This is a genomic window from Paraburkholderia phymatum STM815 (genome assembly GCF_000020045.1).
Taxonomy (GTDB): Bacteria; Pseudomonadota; Gammaproteobacteria; order Burkholderiales; family Burkholderiaceae; genus Paraburkholderia; species Paraburkholderia phymatum.
Genome location: NC_010627.1, coordinates 35518 through 60438 on the forward strand (window position 1 = coordinate 35518; position 24921 = coordinate 60438).

Consider the following 24921-nt stretch of genomic DNA (forward strand, 5'->3'; position numbering starts at 1 on the left):
CATGTTGGTGAATATGCGCATATCCGTCCACATTCTACACATTTTCAATGCCTTCCGCTGCGAAGGCGCTTACGTCCAGGACGACTGGTTTTGCGGAAGCGAACGCTGTGGGTCATACACGTCAAGTCGATCTGTCGGCTCAAGCTCATCCACGTATAGGACGAGATTTACTCCATCCTGCGATAGGGCGTGACTGAATCCCTTTCGCCCCAGCCGCAATAATCTCGTCACCGATAACGCAACCGGGCGGTTCGATGCGCTGGTTGAACCAGCAGCCACGCCAGTCGCAATAGAAATCTTCCCACAGGGCAGACCATTTCCCACTCTGATACCCGCTGTAAGGTCGACGATAGGGTCGACGGTCAACTGGCAACTGACAAGCGTGCCCGGCGGCATCAATGGAGAAATCTGCTGGTATTCCCGTGCGGCCGTGTCGACGTCCAGTGCGAGGTAAAGGGCGTTAAGTCCAACGCGGTTAGCGCGGCCGCCCACTTGGGAACATGCATCCGGTAGGCCGTGAGCTTAGACAGGGCTTTGTGACGATCATCCTGCCGCGCCCGCCTCGAGCGATGAGACATAGCGTAGCAGGTCGTCAGTCCGGCCATCCGATACCAGTTGCTCGGCTGTCTTGTAGTCGAACACGGGCAAGGGTTCGTTCCGGTACCAGAAGAGCGCCTGATTGACGTCACCCGAGATGTCCGTCGCGCCCGGATAACCCGGAGCGCTTCGCGCAGAAATCGCTGGACACTCTCCGAGGCGGGCTGGCGGCTCAGCGTATTGCGATGCACAATGTGCTTGCTGGGCGAGCGTCTGCAGGCAATATGCAGGGCGTCGCCAAAGCGCCGGGCAGACACGCTCGCGCCAGCGTTTGGGCGACTGACAGCCGAATCCTTAACAGTAAAGTCGCAATATAATGATAAGGAATGCATATCATCTGTTGACCTGGAAAGCCGATTTTGGTGACAACCATGATCATCATGGTGGCAGGCTCACGGTCCTGATGCACGAGGCGGCAAGGCGCGGCACCGTCCATGACAGGAATCGAGCCGTTCGTGTCTGCGCCAACGAAGGATACAGGCCTTCGCAGCAAGCGACCTGTTCGGCGACGCGCGACAGCTATCCAGGCACGTGAAGCATGTTGCGGCGCGATGCACGAATTAAACCGGTTCTTCCGCCCATCGTGTTTGCAACTAACGGTCAGTGGCGTTCTTCATCGTTGCCGGCTTCGCCGGCAATCCGTCAGCAGGGAAGGGCGAACCGCCAGAGTGCGAGGTGACCAGTATGCCCCGGTCTGCACGGCGCGCTAATCTGAAGGTTACCCGTGGCGCGCCGGGCGCATCGCACCCGTCACCAGTCGATGCGATGCTTCGCTCCCGTCTCACGATGCCGGCGGTTATCGAGGACGGCGACGGATGGATTTTGCCATTCCAGCCTGCTACCCGACATTATGGGCGTAATGTCGTGTAGGCGGGAAATATCGTCAATAACTTGCCATTTTACGTTGTATTATTCCCATCATTTTGCAGTTTCCCGTCCGATGACCGACGTTCTTTCCGACGAAGCCCGCCTCGCGGCCGAGATCGACCGCCTGAAGGCCGCCTTCCCGAAAACCCGCGAGCTGTACCGCGAGGTGTGCGCGCTGCTGTTCTTTCGCTTCGGGCAGACGCCCACCGCGAACCGCCTGTACCAGCTGGTAAAACGCGGCAGCATGGGCACGCCCGCCGCCGTGCTCGGCGAGTTCTGGGCCGAGCTGCGCGAGAAGAGCCGCGTGCGCATCGAGCACCCGGACCTGCCGGCCGATCTCGGTGCCGCGGCGGGGGAACTGGTCGCGACGCTGTGGACGCGGGCGACGGCCTCGGCGCAGGCGGAACTCGACGCGCTGCGCGCGGAAGTGGAAGGCGAGCGCACGGCGGCGGAGCAGCGCGTCGCCGCGGCGCGCGACGAACTGGGCCGCACCGAAACGGCGCTCGAGCAGCGCACCACGGCGCTGCTGGCCGCGCAAGTCGAGGTCCGCGAGCTGGAGAAGGCCCAGGCCGAAGGGCACGCGGCGCGCCAGGCGATGGAAGCCGACATCGTGCGCCTCAAAAACGAGGCGATCGCGCGCGACCGTGAACTGGAGAAGGTGCGGGCGAGCTTCTCGCGGGATCTGGAGAAGCTGCGCGAGAGCGCGGCGCAGTCCGGTGAGCGCCTGCGCGCGACGGAAAAGCGCGCGCTGCTCGAGATCGACCGCGAACGGAGCGCGGCCGCCAGGCTGCAGAAGGAACTCGATGAGGCGAACCGGCGCGCCGACCGGCGCGACGCGGACCATCGCCGCGCCATAGAGACGCTGCAGGCGCAGCTCGGTGATGCGCGCCATCAGGCGGGCGTGCTGCAGGGGCGCCTGGATGCCGTGCAGGCAACGAACGTGACGCTGCAGGAGGAGCTGGCGGCCCTGCGTCAGGCGGACGTCCGCCATGCCGGGCCCGGCCGGCCGGGCCGTGCCAAGGGCGCCCCTGCCGGGACCACCGCGGCACGTCCGGCGCCGACCCGGCCCGCGCGTCCCGCAGGTGCGGCGCGCGCCGCGTCCGCGCCCGCCAGCAAGACCGCGGTGCGCCGCAAGCGGGGCAGGACCGATGACAGGTAGCCCCCGCCCACGCAGGAGACGCAAGGCCCCGGCCTGTCCGCCGATCGGCGCGCTGATGCGCTACGGCGAGCGGACCGTGCGCGTGATCGCCGAAGCGAGCGGCCAGCGCGTGATTATCGAGTCGGTCGACGAGGACGGCCGCACCTTCCGCAGCACGGTCAAATGGGCTAGTCTGGCCGCTCCTGAAGGGCAGCTTTTCTGAGCGCGATGACGATGCAGCCGACCACGCAGCAGCTCGATATCTTTGCCGACAGCCGCGACGTGATGTTGCGCAACGACGTACTGGCGCCGCTGGAACGGCGCGATGCAGTGGCCGCGCGCGCATCACTGGAACAGCTGGCGGGCGAATACCCGGCCGATGGCGCGCTGCCGGCGCTGACCGTGCTGGTTCGCGAACTCGAACACGCATCGACGGCACCCTTTGCCGATCACGCTTCACTGGCCGTGGCCTGCCGTCATCTGGAGGGCGAAGTGGTGCCCGCGGCAAGGCGGGTGCTGCCCGCGCAGACCGTTCAGTCTTGGCTTGCCCCGAGCTGGCGGACGCTCGCCCGGCGGGCCGCGTCACTGCCGTTTCGCGGCGCCGACGCGGGCGATCATGCCGGGAGCCATGCCGCGCCGCTGTGGCTGCTGGCGGGCGACGGGGCGGCCGCGATCGATGCTGTCGAAGGCATTGAATCATGGTGGCGCATCCCGGCACCGCTTGCATGGATGACCGAGGCGCGCTACCGGACGGGCGGGCTGGATGCCGCATGGCCGCTGCTCGCGGAACTGGCGTGGCTGGCGCCGGTACGGTTCGCGGTATTGCTGCCCGTACTGGGTGACGCGTCGCTGGACGCGCTCCGCCGGCAGTTCGATGCCGGGTTTCCCGGCGCGGGCGAAGTCGACGATTATGCGTGGTTCCCCGCGTGGCTGCTGGTGGTCAAGCCGGCGCTCGCAGGGCGCCTCGGCGAGGCGCGCGTGCAGCGCGACCGGGCGGCCTCGCGCGCGATGGCCCTGCTGGGGGAAATCCTGCGCCGGGAGCATGAAGGCGACCAGCACGAACTGATCAGCCTGCGCCAGGAGTTCAGCCGGCTGCATGCGCCTCTGTTCGACGTGTACATGGCGACGCGGAAAGTGCAGCACCGGTGAGCACGACGATAGGGGACCCTGGGACCATCGCTGACGCCGTTGTCGCACCGATGAGCCGGGCACAGGCACGGAGGCGAAATGACATTGAAGGAGGCCCAGTGGTACCGCGACAGGCTTGCGAAAAAAGCGCGCAGGGGTTTTTGTGGCTACCCGGTCGCAACCGTTGCCTTCTATGGGCCCGACGACAGGCGGGCGACAAAGGTGTCGGTTGGCATCGTCGCGCACGACGGTGCGGATGCCGATCCCGTTGAGCGATGGTTCTGTGAAACTTCCGATGCGAGGACCGATCCGGCAACCATCGAAGCGGTCGTCCGGTTCATTGAAGAGCAGGGTGCCCGATCGGTCGCAACCGTCGATCGCATCATCGGGTGTCCGCATGAGGAAGGCATCGACTATCCCGAAGGCGAAGCCTGTCCGCTGTGTCCATTCTGGCGCAACCGTGACCGGTGGAGCGGCGAGATCATCGGGTAAGTGCGGCCTGCAGTTTCCGCGACCACAAGGTTCACACGCGGCTACCTGTCCTCATCATGGAGATCCTGGGGCAAGCGGGGTTTCATCACCCCGGTATCCCCTTGTTTTCAGCGCATTTTGCGACGGTAGTGCCGTCTGGGCGTGATGCCGGTTTGCGAGGCGGCCCTAATAAAATGTTACGTCAAATCAATAACTTGCTGTCTGGGTAGCTGGGTAGTGCCTTCGTTCACGGCTGCCTCATGTTTGTGCAGGCAGTAGTCGTCGCCCCGTCATTCGTTGCCGCTATGCTCGTTGGTCCGTCATCCGCTTCAAGGCGAGCACGATGGAACACTGGCAAGTCACTTATCTTGGCAACCGGCAGATTCCTCGCGAACTCACCGAGTTTGAGCTTGCCACGTTCTTCACCTTCTCGGCGAAGGAGCGCGCCCTGATCGACGCGCGTCGCGGCGACCTATACCGGCTTGCTGTCGCGCTCCACATCGGCTTTATCCGGATGAGCGGCCGCACGCTCGACGCCTACAGGCAGATTCCCAAGGTGCTCTGGAATCATCTTGGCGCGCAACTCGCGGTCGATCCACCCGATCTCGGCACGCTGCGGACGCTGTACGAAACGCGGGCTCGCACGCTCATTGATCATCAGGTCCTCGCATATCAGGCGCTTGGATTCCGGCCGATGGCCGACCACCAGCGCCGGTATGTCGTGCGCTGGCTGAAAGAACGCCTGACAGGTCGGCCCGACCGCGGTGACTTGCTTTACGAATTGAAACGCTGGCTCTACGAGCATCGCATTCTGATCGTCCACGATCGACTGCTCAGGCGGTTCATCATAAGGGCGGGGCGAGATGTTGAGGAGTCTTTATCGACGGGACTGGTTTGTGCGTTCGGCGACACGACGCTGGATCACTGGAGTCGGCTGTTGGTACACCACGACAGTGACCATGGAAGCTTGCAGCAATGGTTATGGTCCGTACCGCTGCGGCAGTCTACGCATCAGATGAGTGACGTGTTCACAAAGATCGATCGCCTTTATGCGGTCGGCGTTCATCAGGGCTGGCCAACAGTTTGTAACGAGGCCGCTGTGCGCCACTACGCGCGGCGCTGCGCGCGTCGGCCGCCTTCGATGGGTAAGCGCGTAGAGCAACGATCGCGCAAGCTGGAAGCCGCCTGCTTCATGCGTTATGCGCTGTGCTCCGCGACCGATCAACTGCTATCGATGTTGCGCCGCTGGATTCTGAAGGCTGCCAACGACGCGATGCGCGAGATCGAACTGATCCTGTACGATCCAAAGGCACGTCTGCGCGAATTTGCATCGGCTGTAAAAGCCGTCGCACTTGATGCAGCGCTCTCGCGCGAAGATCTCAGTGCGAGACTGTGCGAATTGGCCGACCAGGCCCTTGACCAGCGCACACCGACCCGGCGCAGTCTGGTTCGCGCGCGCCTGCTCGCGAAACGCGGAAAAGCGCGTGCGATGCTTGCCAGGCTCATCCGTCTGCCGTTCGAGGCGCAGACTGACCACCCAGTCATCCATGCACTTGAGGTGCTACGCGGAATCTATGCTCGCAAGAGCTACACTTTGCCGGACCATGTCGCAATCCGACTCGGGCGGGCCTGGCGAGAAGCGATCGACAGCTATGACCGGTACAAGGCGCTACTGGCTTTCGAGTGGGCGACGCTCTTTGCGCTGCGCGTCGCATTACGCAATGGCTCCGTTTTCGTCGAGCACAGCTTCGCGTTCCGCAGCCAGGCGATGCTCCTGATTCCGCCAGACGAATGGAAAGCGAAACGCAACCATTTCTATGGCCATCTGAAGCTGCCTCAAGACCCGAAAGAGTTCCTCTGCCCGCTGATTGAACATCTTGACCGGAGCCTGATCGTGCTGCGCGACGCGACCATGCGCGGCGACGTACATATCGACAGCGCGGTGCATCTTGATCCATTGTCGGCGCAAACTTCGAACCCCGCCTCGAGGCCTTGCGGCGAGCGATCTTCTCCAGGTGCCCGGATGGGCAACTGCCCGAAATCATTCTCGAGGTTGACAGCACAACGCGTTTCAGTTGGCTTCTGCTCGGACGCGAACCCCGCTCGCGCGTCGAGCTGCGGATGGTCTACGCGGCGGTCCTGGCACACGGGACATCGCTGACCGCGGCCGACATCGCCCGCATGGTGCCGGACCTGGCGTCGGCGGCGATCAGGCAGATGATGAACCGAATTGCCGATGAACGGAAGCTTCGCCAGGCTGCTGATGCAGTGCTGAAATGCATGCATCGGCATCCGATCGCGGCACATTGGGGACGCGCCGATCTGGCATCCTCGGACATGATGTCACTGGAAACGGCGCGTACAGTGTGGCAAGCACGGGTCGACCCGCGTCGACGCACTAAATCGATCGGCATGTACACGCATGTGCGCGATCGCTGGGGCATCTTCTACGATCAACCCATCATTCTCAATGAGCGACAGGCCGGGGCGGCGATCGAAGGCGTGATACGTCAAAGCAGTGCCGACGATGTTGCCCAGCTTGCCGTCGATACCCATGGATCACGGACTACGCAATGGGTCTCGCACGCATCCTGGGCTTCGACCTGTGTCCGCGGCTCTCGCATCTTCGCGACCGGCGTTTGCACGTCCCGCAGCACCATGCCGTCCCCGAGGAACTGAGCGCCGTCACCGATCGCGATGTTAGGATGAACCTGATCGAGAGCATCTGGGACGAGCTTGTCCGGGTCGCCGCTTCAGTGCAGACCGGCCAATGCACCGCCGTGCAGGCGTTATCGCGCTTCGGATCAGCCGCACGCGGGCAACCCGTATACGATGGCGGCACGCATATCGGACGGCTATTCCGGACCATATACCTCATCGATTACTTCACCAATCCAGCGTTCCGCGCCGAGTTGCAGCATGTGCTCAATCGTGGCGAGGCGGTCCATACCGTACAGCGGGCGATCCACATCGGCAAGATTCCGCTGGAACTGACCAGGCACAATGACTCGCTTGCGGCGGTGTCCTCAGCACTGGCGCTGCTCTCTAATGCGGTGATGGCATGGAACATGATCCACATGCAACGCGCAGTCGACGAGATACAGGCGACGAGTGGAGAGACCGTTCGGGCGGACGACTTGCGGCGCATCGCGCCGACACATCTTGAAAGTATCAATCTGCGCGGAACGTTCAATTTCCCAATCGAACGCTATGCACATCATCTGCTGCCGGGAGTGGCCGACCTACATGCGAAGCAGCAGCAGCTCGCTTGATCCGTCGTGAACCCAGGCGCTGCTATCGGAGTTTGCACGATGGGCGAAGGGAGCGACACTCCGGCGCGCAACGGCTCGCCATATGATCAACAAGCGAAAATAGCCAAACAGCAAGTCGCTGATTTTGTGTGATATTTTAACGGGGCCGGGGCGCAAGCCCGCATCAGACCAAGACCAACCTACCGTCGCAAGATGCTTGAAAATCAAGGGTAGGCCTTCTTCCGCTTCGGGCAGGCGCCGACCGCGAACCGCCTGTACCAGCTGGTGAAGCGCGGCAGCATGGGCACGCCTGCGGCGGTGCTGGGCGAGTTCTGGGCCGAGCTGCGGGAAAAGAGCCGCGTGCGCATCGAGCACCCGGACCTGCCCACCGATCTGCCTACCGACCTCTGCGGCGGCCGGGGAACTGGTCGCGACGCTGTGGACGCGCGCGACCGCGTCCGCGCAGGCGGAGCTCGATGTGCTGCGCGCGGACGTGGAGGGGGAGCGCACGGCCGCGGCGCAGCGCGTCGCGGCGGCGCGCGCCGAGCTGGGGCCGCACCGAGACCGCGCTCGACCAGCGCACCGCGGCGCTGCTGGCCGCGCAGGTCGAGGTCCGCGAGCTGGAGAAGGCCCAGGCCGAGGGCCACGCGGCGCGCCAGGCGATGGAAGCCGACCTCGTGCGCCTGAAAAGTGAGGCGCTCGCGCGCGACCTCGAACTGGAGCAGGTGCGCGACGGCTTCTCGCGCGACCTCGACAGGCTGCGCGAGACGGCGGCGCAGTCCGGTGAGCGCCTGCGCGCCACCGAAAAGCGCGCGCTGCTCGAGATCGACCGCGAGCGCGGCGCGGCGGCCAGGCTGCAGAAGGAAGTCGACGAGACGACGAAGCGGGCGGAAAAACGGGACGCGGACCATCGCCGCGCCATCGAGACGCTGCAGGCGCAGCTCGGCGACGCGCGTCATCAGGCGGGGGTGCTGCAGGGGCGGCTCGATGCGGCCCAGGCCACGAACGTGACGCTGCAGCAGCAGCTGGCGGCATCGCGCCACGCGGAGACTCTCAGGACAAACCCCCGCCCGGCCGGTTCACGCAAAGGGCGCTGCTCGTTCAGGCACGGCGCGTCCCGCGGCGCCCCGCCCGGCGCGCGCGCCCCGCGTCCCATCCGCGCCCGCCAGCAAGACGGGCGCACGCCGTAGGCGCGGCAAAACCGATGGCAAGTAAACCTCGCAGGCGGAAGAGACAGAAGGCCCCGCGCTGTCCGCCGGTCGGCGCGCGGATGCGCTATGGCGAGCGTACCGTGCTCGTGATCGCCGAAGTGAGCGGCCAGCGCGTCATTGTTGAGTCGGTGGACCGCGAGGGCCGCATCTTCCGCAGCATGGTCGAGTGGGCTAGGTCGCCTAGCGAATGTTCGCGCCACGAAATCCCCAACACAGCTTTAATGACTCGGCACGATATCGAGGACGCGGTAAACTTGTGATTCGCTATGCCATCGGAATGATGGATAAATAGGGGTTGGCAAATATCAGAGAACGATTACGACGTGAACACACTCAAAAATCTCGCTCCTATAAAAGTCATTATTTTCTTTACAACGTTATTCGTCGTTCTAACAGGGTCTGCAAGCCTGATCGGCGTTAGTTCTCCTTGGATCAGCTTGAATGAAAACCAGGTGCTCTATCTCTTCTCCACATCCGCGCAGGTTCTCGCGGGCGTATATGGTCTGACTTTAACGGCCTATATTTTTTTTCAGAAACGAGCTAAGTCGAGAAGAATCTGAAGACGACACACTTTCAGACGCCATTGAAAGTCTGAAAAAAAGATACTTTACCTTACTTCTTTTTATAACGGGAATCGCACTCGCATCAATTTTTCTATCAAACATTGCAATCTCCCTTGAAAGCAAAGGAGATAACTACATAAACGTTCTCATTACCAACTCCGCACAGTCTGCCTTCATTGTCAGTTTGCTTGCAATTTCTTATTTCATATTTGACGTCGCGTCGCCCAGAAAAATTGAACTTGTCAGCATGAGATTTCAAAATGACCTCGATCCCAATCGGAGTGAAGAGCGTAAAGGAAGTCTTGAAGAGTTTCTTCGAAACTTCAATGCAATTGAAAATATTCACGGAGCCGATCCAACGGTAAGTCACGATATTGTGCGAACCTCCGCGGACGTTCTGCGAGAATTGAAGACTGCACTTACGGGCGACGACGACATGAACGAGTCCACGATCTGAGCGGAAGAGAATACCCGAGCAGTACAGGCGCAGTTGCAGTTTCGCGGCGTCGATAAGTCGCGTTCCCAGGCAGTGAAGTACCTGCGGGAAGGACGGTTGCATGGAAGGAGGGTTCGATGCCCCATCACGGCAAGATTAAAACTGCGCCCCATTATCGCGCTAATGTGGAACAGATGTTTGGGTAATCATAAAAATGATGGTAAATATAATTCATCGCCTGCGAGAATCGGCGTATCAGATTCCAGTGACACGCTCACATGAACGAACGCATCCACGCACAGATTGCCTCCGGCGAGATCGCAGCCCTGACTCTCGATACATCGATTTTCGAACGGGCCGGGCTCGCCCTCGAGAGCGGGCTGCTCGCCCAGCTCGTCCAGTTCCGGAATAGCGACATCAAGTTGGTGCTCGCGGGCACGGTGGCGAACGAGGTCAGGCGGCATCTGGTGGAGAACGCGGAGAAAGCCATGGCCGCTCTTCACGCAGCGCTGCGTGAGACGGCGCGCCACCAGGTGTGCCCGCTGACCTTCAGCAGCGAATGATGAAGGACGTGGAGGTAGTGAGCGACGGCGAAGCGCTGTCCGCGCAGACGCGAAACCGGGCCCGGCAGCGCTTTGATCACTGGGTCGAGTGGGTAAGGGCGACCGTCCTTGGCGAGGCGGAGTTCGCCTCCATCGGCGAGGTCATGCGCCGGTACGAGGCTTCCGAGCCTCCGTTCAGCGCTGCGGGTAACAAAAAACACGAGTTCCCGGACGCGGTCGCGCTGTCGACCCTCGAAGGCTGGGCTAGGGCGTCGGGGACAAAGGTACTCGCCGTGACACAGGATAAGGACTGGAAGCGATACGGCGAGCAGTCGGCGAGGGTGGTCATGGTCGACGATCTGGCGGGTGCCCTGTCGGCATTTCAGCGTCGGGCAGAGGCGCGCGAGGTGGCCCGGCGAATTGGGGCCTCGCTGGGGAAGGCGATCCGCTTGGGCTGGAGGCAGCCCTGCTGGTTGCCCTCGCAGAGCAGGACAGCGTTTTTGAACTTGATATCCAGGCTGACTCGGCACACTTTACGGTTCACGATGAAGGCTTCGACATCGCCTTTCAGGTCGTGGAAATTCCTGACCCGGATCAATTCGACACCGTCTCCTACGTGGGCAACCGGGCCGTGATCAGGATCGCCGCGGTCACCAACGCAGATCTCGACGTACATTTCCGCTTTGAGAGCATCCACGCTGACGATCTGTCCGTGCGTCGCAGGATGATCTCCCGCATCGAGCCGATCGCATTCGAGGCTCTGGTTACGGTTGCGACTGACGCGGGCCTGCTGAACCTCGACAGCGTGGAAATCCTGCCTGCCAAACACCGGATGTCCTTCGCCGGACTGGAGCCCGACTGGATGAACCATCCACACGAGGAAGACCAGTACGACGGAGAAGAACCAGAGGTGCGCAATGGCCACGCGTTTTGAACTCGTGATGCTCGCGTTGCCGCCAACGCACGCGCGTGAAGCGTTGCCGACCGTCATCGACAAAGTGATCGCCGCGTGCTGGCCCGGCATGAGCCGCGCCCAGCTGCTCGATCGCGCACGCCGGCTTGCGCTGCGTGCCACGCTGCGTTCGCTCCAGGGCCTCGCGCCCGATGGATCTGCGCGCTTCTCGCTGAAGCTGACGTTGCCCGCCGCAGGGCACACGCCTGCGCAAGTGATCGACCTCGTCGCCCGCGTGCGGCGCCTCGCCCGCCGTCGCGCGGTTGCACGCCGCGCGACGGTGTCGCTGCCGCCTCCGCGTGACGTGCGGCAGTTGGGGCTTTCCTGATGCACGGAGGCAAACCATGGGCCGACCCCGACTGTCCTGGACCGACGCGCAGGTGCGCGCGCTGCTCACCGCGTTGCCCGCGCTTTCCCAGCGGAAAACCCGGCATTCCTGGATGCGCTGATTGCCGAAGTGAGGCTGCTGACCGGGCGCCTCTTCGGCGCGACTGCCTACGACAACCTCCTGCGCAATATCGGGCCGCAGGCCGGCGTCGCGCGCCGCCCGAGTTCCGCGACGATCCAGCAGGCGGTGGCCCGCGCGCACGCGCTCGCTCCCGGCGCGCCCCCGCGCGACATCACCGGTGGTGCGGCGGCAGCCCAGCCAGTCGGCATGCCGGCGTTCGCCGTCGACGCAATGCGCCAGACCCTTGCGCCCGTGGTACGGGACGCGCTCGCGCCCCTGCACGCGATGCTCGCGGCAGGCTCCGGTCACGGCGCGGCGGGCACCCCTGATGCGGACACGCGCGGCCGCGAGACCGAACTGGTGCTCACCCGCGCCGCGCTCGAGGACGCGCACGCGCGCATCCGGCGCCTCGAGGCGGAGCTGGGTGAGGTGCGCCGCGAGCTGGGCGCGGCGCAGGCCGCGCGCGACCTGGCGGGCGAACACGTCAACGCGATGCTCGCGGAACTCCGCGAGGCCATCGTCGCGTCCGGGCACGACGGCGCCTCGCTCGCTCGCGCGGCCGACCAGCTGGCCGGCACCGAACGGTTCCTGAAGGCGCAGAACGACGCGGTGCGGCTCCAGGATGTCGGCGGAGGCCGACGCGCTGCGCTCGCAGAACCGGCAGCGGCGCCGGCGGATCGATCACCTGCTGCTCGATAACGACCAGTACCGGCGCACGCTCGCCGGGCGTGGGCCGGGTAGCGCAGAGGGTGGCTGACGCCCTGCGGCGGCACGCGACGCGTGATACCCACAGTTATCAGATGCGACGATTTGCTTTCCGGCATAGGGTTCGTCATCGACGCCGGTCCCGCTGATGGGTGAGTGCCTCCCGGTTCACGGGAACCCGCGCGCGCTCGGATCGCGTTGCCATGCAGCTGAATGGATTTCGTGGGGACCGGTGCGCGGCGCAGGTCGCCGCGCAGTCACCAGCACGGACGCGCGGTGCCAGCCCTGGTCCCTCGTCGACGCACAGTGCACGGGATACAATGAGCCGGTTCATCAATCCACAGTCGACATTTAAATGAAGAAGATCCGGCTGCTGCACCTTTCCGATATCCACTTCCGGCCTGCCGGGAAGATCGGGCACGATCCCGACTACGCGCTTCGTGAGGAGGTGCGTCTCGACATTGCTGGGCTCGTGGAAAAAAGGGGCGCGCTCGACGCGATCCTGGTGACGGGCGATATCGCCTTTTCAGGCGCCAAGTCTGAGTACGAAGAAGCGGAGAAGTGGCTCGATGCTATCGCCGAGGCCGGAGGTTGCGGACGTGAAATGGTTTACGTATGCCCCGGGAATCACGACATCGATCGCGACTACATCCTCAAGAACAGTCCCGTCAGGGATATGCACCGGTCGATCCGTGGTGAAGCGAATAACGAGGAGCGTGAGCGGCAATTGCTGATCCGTCTGGGAGAGGACACGGCACGCGAACTGATTTTCAAGCCGCTCACGGAATACAACGAATTCGCGGCCCGCTATAACTGCGCCTTTTTTGCCGATAACCGGTATGCCTGGGATAGCGAAGACCTTATCCTGAATGACGGCTCGGTATTAAGGATTCGGGGTCTCAACTCAGCGTTGCTTTCTGGACCCGGCGACACCAAAGGATCCCTGTTCCTCGGAACACGGGCCTGCACCATCATGCGCCGGCCCGGCGTCGAGTATCTGACAATCTGCCATCATCCGCCTTCGTGGCTGCTCGACGGTACCGAAGCGGAGGGCCTTCTCCAGGCCCGTGCAAAGATCATGCTCTTCGGGCACGAGCATAACCAGCGCGTCGCTTTCGCGCGGGATCACGCGACCCTGTATGCGGGTGCAGTCAATCCAGCTCGCGATGAGGCACCCTGGAAGCCAGGATATAACGTAATCGAGGTGTGGGTCGAAGGTGAGGGTGCCAAACGTCAGCTCCATGTTGAAGTCGTGGCCCGGGAATGGCAGGAGAATCCGATCCAGTTCCGAAACCACGAGGACAAAGGGAACAGACCGACGCACACCGATCATTTCGAGCTAGATCCATGGACACCACCAAAGTCGTCGGAGGTTCCAGTGACTCAGGTACCAAGTGGCAGCGTGGAAAGTTCTGCTGCGAAGTTCGAAGCAGTGCCTTCGATGCGGCGGATCGTGAACGAATTTTTCCGCCTTTCTATTTCGCGAAAGAGCGCGATTGCGGGCGCTCTCGATCTGCTGGAGGAGAGCGAGAGGGGACTGCCAGAAGTGCAGCGGTTCACGCGCGCCCTCGAGCGGGCCAGGGAGGGCGGAAAGCTCGCGCAGCTCTGGCAGATGACCAACGAGAAGAGAAGCTAGAACGATGTCCGAGACTACCGCGCAGTACCTTCTACGACTGCATTCGACCATTGGCATTACGGCGGACGCCGCAACGATTGATCGTCGTTCAGCGTCGATCGACGCACTAGCTGCGAATATCACTGTGGAGCAGACCATCGCTGCCGCCGCAGTGTCGACGGGGCTGGTTGCCGATCTGGCGAAGGTTCGGGAACTCCTTCAGCCAGTGAGTGACTCGGATCCCGGCTTCGCGCCGGTCCAGGTCGACAAGGCCGCCGCAGTAGTGTGCTCTGCTGTTACGAACAAATTACTTGCGGGCGGTGGCACGCGGGGGCTAACAGCAGCGCTCGTGGTCCTGTGTGCATCGATGGGGCAGGCGACGCAGCATGTCGACGAGCGCCTGAGAGCGATCGCGCAACAGCAGCTCTGGGCGATTCAACGTACCGCGGCGCCCGAAGCCAAATACATCGCGCCGCAGCCACAGGTTACCGCGGAGCAGATCAAGGCGCTGATCGATACCCTTGCCGCCGGAAATGTTGCGAACACCACCGCACCCATGCAGGTCGTTGCCGACGGCATACTCGCAGCATTGGCCGCACAGAGTGCGGCGGTAGGAAAAGCTTTCGAAGCGCTGTCGGTTCGCCAGGCGATCGTGGAAGACGAAACCCGGATGCAGTGGTGGGTGGTGGGTAAGGCGAGTGCAGAACTTTTCCGTCCCTTTGCCGCATTGCCGCCCTTCGAAGCTGCGGCACGAGCGGCCAGTGACCTGTCAGCCATGGTCTCCCGGATGCGTCCTGCAGGCCCATTTGCTGCGCCGGCATTACTGGAAAGAGTGCTACATGCGGACGACCCTGCGCGCAGCAATGCGAAGCCATTTGCAGAAGCGATTGTCGGGATACCGCTTGCGGAGCGTCCGGCGATACTGAAAAACAAACCGTCAACGACGAACGTGCCAGGCGCCTTTCCGATCATGCTCGCCGCCGAGTACTCGATCGAGAGCGGGGACGAAGAGGACTGGCAACCTCGTTTCAAGCGGGCCGCGCACGTCGACGTTCATACGAAAATCACGCCGGTTGAATTCGCAGAGCAACTTTACCGAGAATTCTTGCTATGGAAGTTGCTCCAGAAGTAAAGGAACAACTGAAAGGGAAGTGCACCGCAGCCGGCTGCAACGCTCCAACGGATCGCTGCATAGAAGGCCTGGCGCCAGTTGAATGCCCGAATTTCGTGGTGGGTCCCGAGATCGATGAGGTTTCCTTCGAGGCAGAACGCCCTGTCGATCAGGACAATGTCGTTCGGGTCAGCCGGGTCGGCTGGGCGCTAACCGTCGACGATGCCGACGGATGCATGCTGTCGACGCCGGCAGGCCGCCGGCTCGCCGTGGTCTCTCTTGTGGGGGTGCCCGATTGCGGAAAGACGACGCTCGTTTCCAGCCTCTACGAAATCGTGCGCCGCAATCTTGCGACGAAGTTTGGCTTCGCCGGCAGTGAGACCATTCACGGATTCGAGGAGCGTTGCCATCTGTCCCGACTCGCTTCGGATCGCGAATCGCCTGACACACCACGGACTGCGCGCGAGCTACAGTTCCTTCATATGAGCGTTGCGGATCGGGAATGCTCAGAGCGCGTCGAACTGTTCATGGCGGACCGTCGGGGCGAGCAGTTCCAGGACGTGCTCAATCGTCCTCCGTTGTCGGAAACGCTCGTTGAGGTGCGAAGGGGCGACGCCGTGGCTTTTTTGCTTGACGGCGAGCATCTCATTGACGGGAGCAAGCGTGAGTCCGCGATTTCGAAGGTGCATCGGCTCGCCATGGCGTTGAAGGATGTGATACGGCAATCAATTGCGATACAACTCGTTATCACCAAGACTGACAAGATCCAGGGACACGATGACGAACCGCTCGTCAGGCGTCGGGTTGACGCGCTGTCCTCGCAGCTTGGCGCAATGTTGCCGGCTAAATCCCGCTATTCCGTGCACTATGTCGCCGCGCGCAACCTGGACGATGAGTCCAACGGCATGCACCGGCTGTTGTCGGAATGGTTGCAGGTCACGGGTGGCGGAGAATATGAACGACCTGCTCCTCCGATCGGGAAGAGCGCCTTTGAACGCCTGATGAATCTGCGCGGCGCAAGCATATGACGAGAAAACTGGTAATTGCGGGGATGCCTGAATCGGGAAAGAGCACCTTTCTCATTGCCCTGCGTCATCTTCTGGTATCGCACGAGGTACAGTCAGTATTGCGCGCAACTCGGCTCTCGGATGCAGAAAAACACCTGAACGAACTCGCAGAGAAGTGGCTCGCGTGTGAACAGGTCGACCGCACAAAGCAGACGGTCGAGGAGTGGGTGTCGTTACATGTCAGGAAAGAGGCCGACTCGACTGAAGCAGAGATTGTCGTGCCCGATTTTTCGGGAGAAGCGTTTCGGCGTCCGGCCGCGACGGGAAACTGTTCATCCGCCATCGCCCGCATGCTGTCCGAGCTGGACGGTTTGCTCCTTTTTACGAACGCCGACCGCAGTGCAGACGATGTTCGACTGGAGGCGCTGGCAGGCCTGTTCTCCGATCCGGCGTCTGGAACGGAAGGCGGTGACGCTAAGGGTGCTCCCGCGCACAGTGCTGTACCGTTTGATCCGGTAAACATGCCTGAAGAGGCATTGCTGGTTGAACTGCTCCAGATTCTGAATCGGCCGCCCCGTGTCCGGACGGCCCGGATGATCGCAGTGATTGTCTCGGCGTGGGATGTAGTCGAAGAACCGGACCTGACTCCCGAACAGTGGTTCAAGCAGCATCGTCCGATGCTTTGGCAGTTTCTTCGCAACAATGACGATCTTTGGTCTGTTCGCGTTTATGGGGTGAGCGCCCAGGGGGGCAAGCTCCCGGACGAAAAGAAGGCGCTTCAGGCCAAGATTCCAGGCGAACGTGTTCAGATCGTCGGCCACGGCGCGCAGCCACATGACCTCACGGCCCCCATAGACTGGCTCATGACTGGTAGCGCCGCGAAAGACCATGCCTGAAAAGCCTATCAAGTTCGACCAGGTGGTGCATGGATACCGGGACGGACATCGACAACTTGTTGCATCGCTCGGGCTGGAGGTCGAGGCCGCTGACGCGATGGCTCTGGCCAGTGATCTTTTGACGTCCCGTAGTTTGCGCGACGACGAAGACTACATTACAGCTTATCCTCTGAAAAGCGAGCACAAGTACGTGTTTGCGCGTACCTGGCCAGCGCCGGAGATGCCTCGTCCTGGTTGCGTCTGGACACATTCACTCGTGCTGGACTACGTGACGGTGTCGAAAATCGACGATGCCCATTTCATTCGATCACTTTTTCGGCGACCGACAATCGCGACGCTACCGACGTATGGTGTCCCGCTGACGTACGACATTGACTCCCTTGACGATCAGGAAGCTGTTGTCCTGGATCGTCACGCCGAGAGGGCTGTTCGGCGCGTGTACGGGGCGCGGCGGGCGCGCGACATCGTCCTGGGCGATCAGGGCTCAGAACGGGATGAAAAGACGGCGCTTGCCATCTGGTCGCAAATGCCGCCGAGACTACGGCGTACCGTAGCGTTTTGTACCGAGCCATCGTCCGGCGGCTTGCCACTGGAAGCCGATGCGACAATCAGGTTTTCCTCGTTTCCCGAGTCGGAAATACCTTGCCCGGGTGATGAAGTCCGGCGTGCCGCGGACACCGAGCGCGGGATCCGGCTCCTGGCCAAAGATTTGACCCGTCGACACACGACGCCTCTGCGCCGGTTCCTGAGGCGATATTCGGTCGATGTCAGTGATCCGTTCGGGGCGATACCAGTTCTTGCAGAAGTGTTTCTACTGCTTGGTGACGCCGATAAAACCGAAGACTTCGCCGCTGTCGCGCGATTCCTCGGGCGAGCCTTCCCGAGCCGACGTGATGCGCAGCTCCTGAAGCAGGATCTCCTGCTTGGGCGCTTCTTCAATGGGCCATATTCCACCGAGAGGCAAGCGCTCTCGTTTTTGGGCACGCTGCGGGCAATCGACGGTCAGGAAGTGGCGATGACACTTCCTGACGAAGCTCAGCTTTCCGATATGTTTCCGGCCATTGCCAGAGAGCCGTCCATGCTAACCGACATGATGGCGCTACGCAGGAATGCGGAGCTTGCCGATCTTGTCGAGTCCTGCATTCGTCATGTAGTTGAGCTTGTTCCACTCAACGTACTCGCAACGCTACAGAAGAGCGACCAGCAAGCGATCGAACTCGCGCGGATGCGTCCAGAACTTCTGCGAGACGAAACGTTCTGGTTGTGCAACGCATCGGCCAGGAAGCTATTGCTGCGTTCTTGCGAACTCGACGCAGGATCTGTCTCGTGCTTCATCAGGGTGTTTCGCGATACGCTCGACGAGGCCGATCTCGAGATCCTTCTGCACCAGGAACCTGAGAGCGTAGTTTCCAGCGTTTCGATGCTGTGGGAACACAGCGCAATCCCGATGAACGTATCGCGGATGATTGTCCAGCAGTTCGCGCGTTCAGGTGAACTGCTGCGGAAGCTGATCGCCAGTACGAATGTCCTGCCTCGCGCGATTTGGGCGGACATTGGCAATGCGCTTGCATCGCTGCCGGGCGGATCGATCGACGGCGTCGACTGGGTGCGGATCTTGAAACGTGCCGATGTTACCCGGCTAGAGCGTCACGAGAGCACTCTGGCAGCGCTGCTATTTGCTAAAGGGATGACGTCCCAAGCGAGTGTCGCCAGGACTCTACTCGCCGTCAGCTTTGACTTGCTTTATGTCGTTGCCTGGAATGGAGCTCTTACGCTTCAGGAGCAAAGCATCCTTGACCAGAATCTGCCGGACTTAGGGCGGTACTGGTCATGGGACTATTGCAGGAGGCTTGCACGTGCAGTGCTTGATGCCGTCACCCGGGAAGACGCGTGGGAGGTCGCGCTCCTGGAGATGGACGTCAGCCCTTTGACTGCACGCGGGATTGTGCGGGAGATCGAGACTCACCGCAACGCGCAGGATGAGTTCAGACTCCTAAGTGAAAAGCTCGACGACGTGCCCGATGGGCGACGCAAGTGGGGGTCAGTCGTTGAGGATGCGATGAGATACAGGTTTCGTTTCGGACCGTTCTCCTTTTAGTGCAGTGAAAGAGCGGAGTTCCAGCGCGGACTAGTGCTGCATACTCGCGCGCCGTATCCATTCAGAGCGTCGGCTTCATGGAGAACCGTTTTCTTAGTTGAGCATGTCCGCGCCTTTTCGGCCTGAGCGTCAGCGCGGCGCGAAGTTCGAACATGAGGCAAGCGACAACTGGATTCAGATGTCGACAAGTCGTGGTACCAGTACACAGAAGCGGACGAGGACGATCTTGCGGACAACTGCGACGGCGTTATCACGTCCGTCTTTGGCGACTACGAGTTTGGCAAGGTCGGCGCAACTCACACGTAATGTCAGACCGCCCAACGCCTCGCCGTTGAGGCCTGGAGCGGCCCCCTGAATCGCCGGACACAGTCTCCCACTTAAAATAGCGGGTAGGGTGCGACACGAAGCATGAGGCTCGAAGGACTGAGCGCAGTGTATGCTCGTTTCATCATTGTCCAACCGCGCGGTGGTCTTGCACGGTAGCGGACCCGCCGTGCGACCGGCGGTAGCCTAGGAGCGCGTGCATTGCTGGCAACGGCGTTGTGCGAAGCCGTTCCGAAAAAGTTGTCCGAAAGCATGTAGCGCTGCGAAGCGCTGCCATGGAGGCTCTGAGCAGCAACGGGGCTGAGACGCGAGGCTGACTGACATGGGCAATCTAAGTGAATCGCTGATAAACGTCGTTACTATTGACATGCCAAAGCTGCTGTTAGGCATGACCCAAAAAGGGACGTGGCCGGTTATCGCTTTGCTACCAGGTGATACGTCGCCAGTGGCGCCACCGGCGAAGAGGCGGGTCCTTACTCAGTCGTGTGATGAAACGGGAACGTGGTAAGCCCGTACAGTTGCCCCCGTGGCAGATGAACCGCAAGGCTAATCGTTGACTGTGCGGGTACGAGAAGACGGAGAAAGCGAATGGCGGGCTGTAATGGTCCGGATAGAGGTTGCAACATCACTTCACGCGAAAGCGCGCTGACTTCCGTTCGGTGTTCCGGCGCAAAGCTATTGAGTGACTCCGTTGAGGGAAGCATGAGAGAGCATCGTTCGCGATGTCTGCGCCCTCCGCTGCGGCGGGAGAACCTTGGCATGCAATGCGCAGGCGTCAGTTGGACGGCGCTGGTTGCACAAAACCCTGTGCGGCTTTGGAATGCTTGAGCCGTATGCGGGGAAACTTGCACGTACGGTTCTTAGGTGTTCTTAGGGGAGGCTGCGCCGGTGACGGCGTGGCCTTACCCGCTCATACGACTGTGTTTTTGACTAACAACAAACAAGAAGTGATGGAAGTGTTGACGGGGCCGGAGCGCCGGCGGCGGTGGTCAGCGGAAGAGAAGCTGACAATGGTGCGGGAGAGTTTCGAGCCGAGCCCGCCGCGACAGGATACTCAAGGATGAGATCCGGCGCGTATGGGAAGAAAACTTCCAAGTCTATGGCGCGGACAAAGTTCTGGAAGAAATTGAGAAGGGAAGGCATCGTCTTGGCGCGCTGCACGGTCGAACGGCTGATGAAGCTGATGAGCCTGCGTGGCGTGGTCCGGGGCAAGACGGTACGCACAACAGTGAGCGATGGTTCGACGTCGTGTCCGAAGGATCTCGTGAACCGGCAATTCACGGCCGAACGGCCCAATGCGCTGTGGGTGTCAAATTTTACCTATGTATTGAGCTGGCCGGGCTTCGTCTATGTCGCGTTCATCATCGACGTGTTCGCCCGACGCATTGTCGGCTGGCGTGTGTCGAACTCGGCGCGCACAGACTTCGTTCTGGACGCGCTGGAGCAGGCCTTGTACGAGCGACAGCCGGCACAGCAGGACGGGCTGATCCATCACAGCGACCGCGGCGCCCAATACGTATCGATCCGCTATACAGACCGGTTGGTCGACGCTGGCATCGAGCCGTCAGTGGGCAGCGTGGGCGACTCCTACGATACGCTCTGGCTGAAACGATCAACGGCTTGTACAAGGCAGAAGTCATCCATCGCCTTGGTCCATGGCGTAATCTGCAGGCCGTGTCCGAGTCAAACATGTCTCACTCGCGGCGCGTGCGCGATGCAATGCGCGGATGGCGATAGTCCTTGGATCAACATCCGCCATCGCCTAATATTCTTTCGCATACAACAGACAAGCGCAGCTTGGCGCCAGCGGAGGCGATGTGGCAATCAGCAAGGTGATTGCGCGTTACAACGACTCCGTGTATGCGCTTGCATCGAGCGCCGACGGCGCCGTCATCGCTGCCGGATCGCGCGACGGCGAACTTCGGCTCTTCGCACCCGATTCCGGCGACGAGTTGGGGGGCGCGAACTTCGAGGCTAGTGTAATTGACCTGAGTTTCCAGCGGCACGACGGAAAGGCGCTCGCGGCGGTCGCGCGCGATGGCACCGTGGTCGTCTGGCCGTCGAAAGACGCGCGCGACTATCACCAGTGGCGCTTAGAAGGCACTGAATGCTGCGAGTTCGCGCCCGACGGGTCGCTCGTGACCGGTGGCCGCGACGGGCTAGTGTGTCTGTGGAATGGGAACGGCTGCATCGCGCGAAACGAGTTTGGCGAAGGAAATGTCGTCGATATTTCGTTTTTCGGCTCACCGACGAAGATGGCTGTCGCGACTAGCGAAGGCACCATCGGCATCGTCGACCCCGCTAACCTTCACCCGCTCGATGCTGTCAGGTTCGGTCCATACGCAAGCGTCTACCGGTGCCGGGCGATCGACAACGCGAGCTTCTTCATCGCATCGGTGCAGTTCACTCACGGCGTGTCGATGACGCTCGACAAGTCTCGCGTACCAGACCAGTACGAGATCGCGATCTGGGACGAAAGCCGTGGTGAGATGCCTTTCGGCCAATCGAACCTGGTCGGTCACTATGGATGGATCGGCGCACTGGCGGTCGCGCCCGATGCGTCGGTTTTCCTGTCCGGCGCGACCGATCATGCGATCCGGCTCTGGAACCCCTGGCAATCGCAATGTCTCGCGACGGTGCGTGAGCACGAAGGCGCGATCTACGACGCACTGTTCTTGCGCGACTGCACGCGCTTCGTGACATGCAGCGCGGATGGCACTGTTCGCCTGTGGCAGACTGGCGACGTGCGGCGCGCTGGTGCGCCCGTGACCACGCTCGACGACGTGCGCAGAGCCTTCGCGCGTGCTTTGGAAGAGCCGCCGCGACACGGCATGAACTGGCTGTCGGTGGCCGGACAGAACGTCATCGAGTATTGCTTGGGTCAGCACTCGGCGCACGCCGTAGATCAATGCGTGCACGTGCTGGAGAAGGCGCTGGGAGATTGCACGTTCGATGACTTCAATGCGTTCGGGCAACTCATCACGAATATATTTAGGGTGCGCAAGGAACAGGCAAACCGGGAAGGCGATCGCAGGAACGCAGCGATGTGCGAGCAATTCGGCCAACGGTTCGTTGAGCAGGCCTTTTCGCGGATCTTCCCGCACGTACATCGCGCGGTGGCGGACGAACAGGCGCCGGATAAGGGCGACAACAACGACAACGGCAGCGATAGCAAAGCAGACGCGGCCATCGCCGCCATTTTCAAGAGTGTTCTTTCCGGATCGATGTCTGCGCAAGCCGCCGAGACCGAACTCAAGGCGATTGCGCCGGACACGCGCGTGCTGACTGACGTCATCTATCGGACGGAGGAATTGACGCAACCGATGTGGGAGGTCGCCGATTCGACCATGCAGCTCGGGGAAGTCATCGATCGCATTGCGCTCCGTCGCAACGATCCGACGCTCAGTTGCATCAGCGCAACGATCCTTGCCAGCCTCTGCGGCGTCGCCCGGCAAACGAATCGCGGCATTGATCTCCTTGAGCGGGAAGCGCGCCGCGACCAGTCCCAGGTACCGAGGGCGCGGCGCATTCAGATGCGCATTTGTCTGGGTAATCACTATCGCAACGCCGGAAGACCTCACGATGCGCTGCAGGCGTTTTCGGATGCGACTGCGCTTCTCAAAACGGCGCGCGAACCGTCGCCGGACGTGGACATCAGCCCGAAGCTTCATGACTCGCTGTCCATTTCGCTTCTCACCAACGAGGCGGTTGTGCACTCGGACCTCGGTGAGTTCGGCCTCAAGATCAGCATGCTGGAAGAGGCGGAGTCGATCGCGCGCATGCAGGGCGATCAGAGGACGATGATCCTTCTGCTTTGCAACCTCGCCGAAGCATTCACCGAAGTGGGCAACCATGAAGGCGCGCTCCTCCGCATGGACGAGGCGATCGCAATCGATGGCGCGCTCGGCGGTAGCCGCTCGGATGCGTTGCAGGCGCGTCGCGCGGTGATCGCCGCACGCGCGAACGACAAGCTGACCTCGGACGCGGCGCAGGTCCTGCTCACGTATGCACGACGCTCGGGCGAGGTTGAGACCGAATGCGAAGCGCTGCGAAGGCTCGCGCGCGCGTTGCTCAATGAAGGCGACCTCGAAGAAGCGGAAGCCACCGCGCGCCGCGCATGCGCCAAAGCGATGACATGCGACAGGACCATTCAGGCCTACAGCGAGCAGCTCCTTGGTGAAGTGCTGATCGAGCGCGTGCCGGAGGAAGGGTATCGGACGCTCGAATCAGCGTTGCGCATCTGGGAAGCGCTGCGCGCAGATGTGAACTCGCTCGAGCGCGGAGCGAGGCTGCACGGGCGGATTGCGCTCGTCTGCGCCAAACTTATCCGACTCGCGCTGTCGCTCAATCGTCCGGACGACGTGTGGATGTTCGCCGAACGCGCCCGTGCCGGCACGTTCATGCGCGTATCACGATCCGGCGCGGCGGAAGCGATGGATTACGCGCCCATGTCGCTGCACGAGACCCGGCAACATTTGAAGGCCCTGAACAAGCGCGCGCTCCTCGTGTCATTTTTCATGTACGACGAGAGCGTCTACATCATCGCCGTTCAGCCGGATGGCCCGTTGCAGGTCACGAAGCAAGCATTGCCATCTAGCTCCCTCGACCAGTGCCTCACAGCCCTGAAAAAAGAGGTAATGGAGTATCAGCGTTATCAGGATTCGACGGAAACCTGGACGGATGTGAGCGACGTCCTTATCACGCCCATCGTTCCGCTGCTCGACAACGTCGAATTGATCATCTTCGCGCCGTACGACGATCTGCATCTGCTGCCGCTGCACGCCCTGAAGATGGACGGCGACTATCTCATCGAACGTTTCGCCGTGACTTACGTGCCTTCTGGCTCCTCGTTGCGGACTCTTGCGCAACCTGCTGTGAAGGCACCGGAGGCGTTTCTCTCGATTGGTGTCGACTTCGTCAGCGAGGCTGAACTCGTCGCATCGATGGTCGGCGCGAAAATGCGCATGATGAGCCCGGCTATCGACAAGCCCACGCTGAAACAAGCGTTCGCCCGCGCGGATGCCATTCACGTCTCGGCGCACGGTGTGGCATCGAGCACGCGCCCGAGCCTCAACGGCTTCGTGCTTGCCGACCTTTCCGGCGTCACGCAATTCTTCGCGACGCTCGACAAGCCGCCTCAGGAACGTCTGTATCCGGAGGACGAATGTATACTCGGCAACGCGGACGCTGTCGCCGAAAACGTCTTCAGCGCCGAAGATGTCGAGCGCCTCGAACGGCTCAACGCGCGTCTTATCACGCTGAGCGCCTGCCAAAGCGGCGCGATCGCCAAGACGGTTTCGCGCGAGCCAGTCGGCTTCGTCCGCGCGCTTCTCGACGCGGGCGTGCAAACCGTCATCGCCGCGTCATGGCGGCTCGATGCGGAATCGGCGGAACTGCTCATGCAGTCGCTCTATCGGATCCTTCAAGAAGAAAATCGGTGGGACGACATACCCGAGGCGCTGCGGCTCGCCGTTCGGCAGGTCGCGGCGACTCATCCTCATCCTTACCATTGGGCCGCGTTCAAGGTCACCGGAGGACTAGTGCTGAAAGGAGAATGCTGA

Annotated in this window: 19 protein-coding genes and 3 pseudogenes; 20 read left to right on the forward strand and 2 right to left on the reverse strand. The window is 61.7% G+C overall.

All coding sequences use genetic code 11. From position 1 onward, the window contains the following. Positions 1-69 precede the first annotated feature (69 nt). Positions 70-492 carry a hypothetical protein gene (locus BPHY_RS44355; protein ID WP_083775955.1) on the reverse strand — a complete coding sequence of 141 codons (423 nt, stop codon included), beginning with the start codon at positions 490-492 and terminating at the stop codon, positions 70-72. 1045 nt (positions 493-1537) lie between these two features. Here BPHY_RS44355 and BPHY_RS36115 point away from each other — a divergent pair. The 8 genes and pseudogenes from BPHY_RS36115 to BPHY_RS42265 all read left to right on the forward strand — a co-directional run bounded on the left by BPHY_RS36115 (position 1538) and on the right by BPHY_RS42265 (position 9223). After that, positions 1538-2623, forward strand: a complete 1086-nt coding sequence (locus tag BPHY_RS36115) for a DNA-binding protein (RefSeq protein ID WP_012406431.1) — start codon at positions 1538-1540, stop codon at positions 2621-2623. A gap of 55 nt (positions 2624-2678) precedes the next feature. Next, the gene (locus tag BPHY_RS42825; protein WP_167538909.1) at positions 2679-2825 is read left to right on the forward strand and encodes a hypothetical protein; all 147 of its coding nucleotides are present in this window, start codon (positions 2679-2681) and stop codon (positions 2823-2825) included. Positions 2826-2836: 11 nt separating this feature from the next. Beyond that, entirely contained in the window at positions 2837-3751 is a 915-nt protein-coding gene (locus BPHY_RS36120; protein ID WP_167538910.1) for a hypothetical protein, read from the forward strand. A gap of 78 nt (positions 3752-3829) precedes the next feature. After that, positions 3830-4222, forward strand: coding sequence for a hypothetical protein (locus BPHY_RS36125; protein WP_012406434.1), 393 nt, complete (start codon positions 3830-3832; stop codon positions 4220-4222). Positions 4223-4544: 322 nt separating this feature from the next. Further along, positions 4545-7473, forward strand: a pseudogene (locus tag BPHY_RS36130) (Tn3 family transposase). A 264-nt stretch (positions 7474-7737) separates the two neighbouring features. Further along, positions 7738-7824: pseudogene (locus BPHY_RS44360) on the forward strand (hypothetical protein); the annotation flags it as partial. Positions 7825-7928: 104 nt separating this feature from the next. Continuing rightward, the gene (locus tag BPHY_RS36135; RefSeq protein WP_407671310.1) at positions 7929-8642 is read left to right on the forward strand and encodes a hypothetical protein; all 714 of its coding nucleotides are present in this window, start codon (positions 7929-7931) and stop codon (positions 8640-8642) included. 344 nt (positions 8643-8986) lie between these two features. Then, positions 8987-9223: a hypothetical protein gene (locus BPHY_RS42265; protein WP_146174479.1), complete on the forward strand. Its 237-nt coding sequence runs from the start codon at positions 8987-8989 to the stop codon at positions 9221-9223. A gap of 97 nt (positions 9224-9320) precedes the next feature. Here BPHY_RS42265 and BPHY_RS36145 read toward each other — a convergent pair whose 3' ends face one another. After that, positions 9321-9785: a hypothetical protein gene (locus tag BPHY_RS36145; RefSeq protein WP_012406436.1), complete on the reverse strand. Its 465-nt coding sequence runs from the start codon at positions 9783-9785 to the stop codon at positions 9321-9323. A 155-nt stretch (positions 9786-9940) separates the two neighbouring features. Between BPHY_RS36145 and BPHY_RS36150 the strand changes: the two genes are divergently transcribed. The 12 genes and pseudogenes from BPHY_RS36150 (at position 9941) to BPHY_RS36200 (ending at position 24921) form a co-directional block, all read left to right on the forward strand. Beyond that, the gene (locus BPHY_RS36150; protein WP_041766518.1) at positions 9941-10225 is read left to right on the forward strand and encodes a PIN domain-containing protein; all 285 of its coding nucleotides are present in this window, start codon (positions 9941-9943) and stop codon (positions 10223-10225) included. After that, positions 10222-10839: a PIN domain-containing protein gene (locus BPHY_RS36155; protein ID WP_041766520.1), complete on the forward strand. Its 618-nt coding sequence runs from the start codon at positions 10222-10224 to the stop codon at positions 10837-10839. Before BPHY_RS36150 ends, BPHY_RS36155 begins: the two co-directional genes overlap by 4 nt. Further along, positions 10836-11138 (forward strand): hypothetical protein, encoded by a 303-nt coding sequence (locus BPHY_RS36160; protein ID WP_157686951.1) that lies wholly within the window; start codon positions 10836-10838, stop codon positions 11136-11138. The genes BPHY_RS36155 and BPHY_RS36160 overlap by 4 nt, the downstream gene beginning before the upstream one ends. Then, positions 11122-11484, forward strand: coding sequence for a hypothetical protein (locus BPHY_RS36165; RefSeq protein WP_012406437.1), 363 nt, complete (start codon positions 11122-11124; stop codon positions 11482-11484). Before BPHY_RS36160 ends, BPHY_RS36165 begins: the two co-directional genes overlap by 17 nt. Before the next feature lie 129 nt (positions 11485-11613). Beyond that, positions 11614-12303 (forward strand): hypothetical protein, encoded by a 690-nt coding sequence (locus tag BPHY_RS36170; RefSeq protein WP_012406438.1) that lies wholly within the window; start codon positions 11614-11616, stop codon positions 12301-12303. Between the two features lie 361 nt (positions 12304-12664). After that, complete coding sequence (locus BPHY_RS36175) at positions 12665-13945, forward strand: metallophosphoesterase (RefSeq protein ID WP_012406439.1); 1281 nt, start codon at positions 12665-12667, stop codon at positions 13943-13945. Positions 13946-13949: 4 nt separating this feature from the next. Beyond that, complete coding sequence (locus tag BPHY_RS36180) at positions 13950-15056, forward strand: GTPase-associated system all-helical protein GASH (RefSeq protein ID WP_012406440.1); 1107 nt, start codon at positions 13950-13952, stop codon at positions 15054-15056. Then, positions 15035-16063 carry a TRAFAC clade GTPase domain-containing protein gene (locus BPHY_RS36185; protein WP_012406441.1) on the forward strand — a complete coding sequence of 343 codons (1029 nt, stop codon included), beginning with the start codon at positions 15035-15037 and terminating at the stop codon, positions 16061-16063. The genes BPHY_RS36180 and BPHY_RS36185 overlap by 22 nt, the downstream gene beginning before the upstream one ends. Further along, on the forward strand, positions 16060-16938 hold the full coding sequence (locus tag BPHY_RS36190; RefSeq protein WP_012406442.1) for a TRAFAC clade GTPase domain-containing protein: 879 nt from the start codon (positions 16060-16062) through the stop codon (positions 16936-16938). Before BPHY_RS36185 ends, BPHY_RS36190 begins: the two co-directional genes overlap by 4 nt. Beyond that, entirely contained in the window at positions 16931-19036 is a 2106-nt protein-coding gene (locus BPHY_RS36195) for a GAP1-N1 domain-containing protein (protein ID WP_041766525.1), read from the forward strand. Before BPHY_RS36190 ends, BPHY_RS36195 begins: the two co-directional genes overlap by 8 nt. Positions 19037-20386: 1350 nt before the next feature. After that, positions 20387-21037: pseudogene (locus tag BPHY_RS40640) on the forward strand (IS3 family transposase); the annotation flags it as partial. Positions 21038-21177: 140 nt separating this feature from the next. Continuing rightward, a complete protein-coding gene (locus tag BPHY_RS36200; RefSeq protein ID WP_012406444.1) occupies positions 21178-24921 on the forward strand; it encodes a CHAT domain-containing protein in 3744 nt (1247 codons plus the stop codon).

What these genes read in the sequence shown, in the direction of transcription:
- BPHY_RS36115 (WP_012406431.1), top strand. Translation starts at nt 1,538, where the DNA reads ATGACCGACGTTCTTTCCGACGAAGCCCGCCTCGCGGCCGAGATCGAC.
- BPHY_RS42825 (WP_167538909.1), top strand. Translation starts at nt 2,679, where the DNA reads ATGCGCTACGGCGAGCGGACCGTGCGCGTGATCGCCGAAGCGAGCGGC.
- BPHY_RS36120 (WP_167538910.1), top strand. Translation starts at nt 2,837, where the DNA reads ATGCAGCCGACCACGCAGCAGCTCGATATCTTTGCCGACAGCCGCGAC.
- BPHY_RS36125 (WP_012406434.1), top strand. Translation starts at nt 3,830, where the DNA reads ATGACATTGAAGGAGGCCCAGTGGTACCGCGACAGGCTTGCGAAAAAA.
- BPHY_RS36135 (WP_407671310.1), top strand. Translation starts at nt 7,929, where the DNA reads ATGTGCTGCGCGCGGACGTGGAGGGGGAGCGCACGGCCGCGGCGCAGC.
- BPHY_RS36145 (WP_012406436.1), bottom strand. Translation starts at nt 9,785, where the DNA reads ATGCAACCGTCCTTCCCGCAGGTACTTCACTGCCTGGGAACGCGACTT.
- BPHY_RS36150 (WP_041766518.1), top strand. Translation starts at nt 9,941, where the DNA reads ATGAACGAACGCATCCACGCACAGATTGCCTCCGGCGAGATCGCAGCC.
- BPHY_RS36155 (WP_041766520.1), top strand. Translation starts at nt 10,222, where the DNA reads ATGATGAAGGACGTGGAGGTAGTGAGCGACGGCGAAGCGCTGTCCGCG.
- BPHY_RS36165 (WP_012406437.1), top strand. Translation starts at nt 11,122, where the DNA reads ATGGCCACGCGTTTTGAACTCGTGATGCTCGCGTTGCCGCCAACGCAC.
- BPHY_RS36175 (WP_012406439.1), top strand. Translation starts at nt 12,665, where the DNA reads ATGAAGAAGATCCGGCTGCTGCACCTTTCCGATATCCACTTCCGGCCT.
- BPHY_RS36180 (WP_012406440.1), top strand. Translation starts at nt 13,950, where the DNA reads ATGTCCGAGACTACCGCGCAGTACCTTCTACGACTGCATTCGACCATT.
- BPHY_RS36185 (WP_012406441.1), top strand. Translation starts at nt 15,035, where the DNA reads ATGGAAGTTGCTCCAGAAGTAAAGGAACAACTGAAAGGGAAGTGCACC.
- BPHY_RS36190 (WP_012406442.1), top strand. Translation starts at nt 16,060, where the DNA reads ATGACGAGAAAACTGGTAATTGCGGGGATGCCTGAATCGGGAAAGAGC.
- BPHY_RS36195 (WP_041766525.1), top strand. Translation starts at nt 16,931, where the DNA reads ATGCCTGAAAAGCCTATCAAGTTCGACCAGGTGGTGCATGGATACCGG.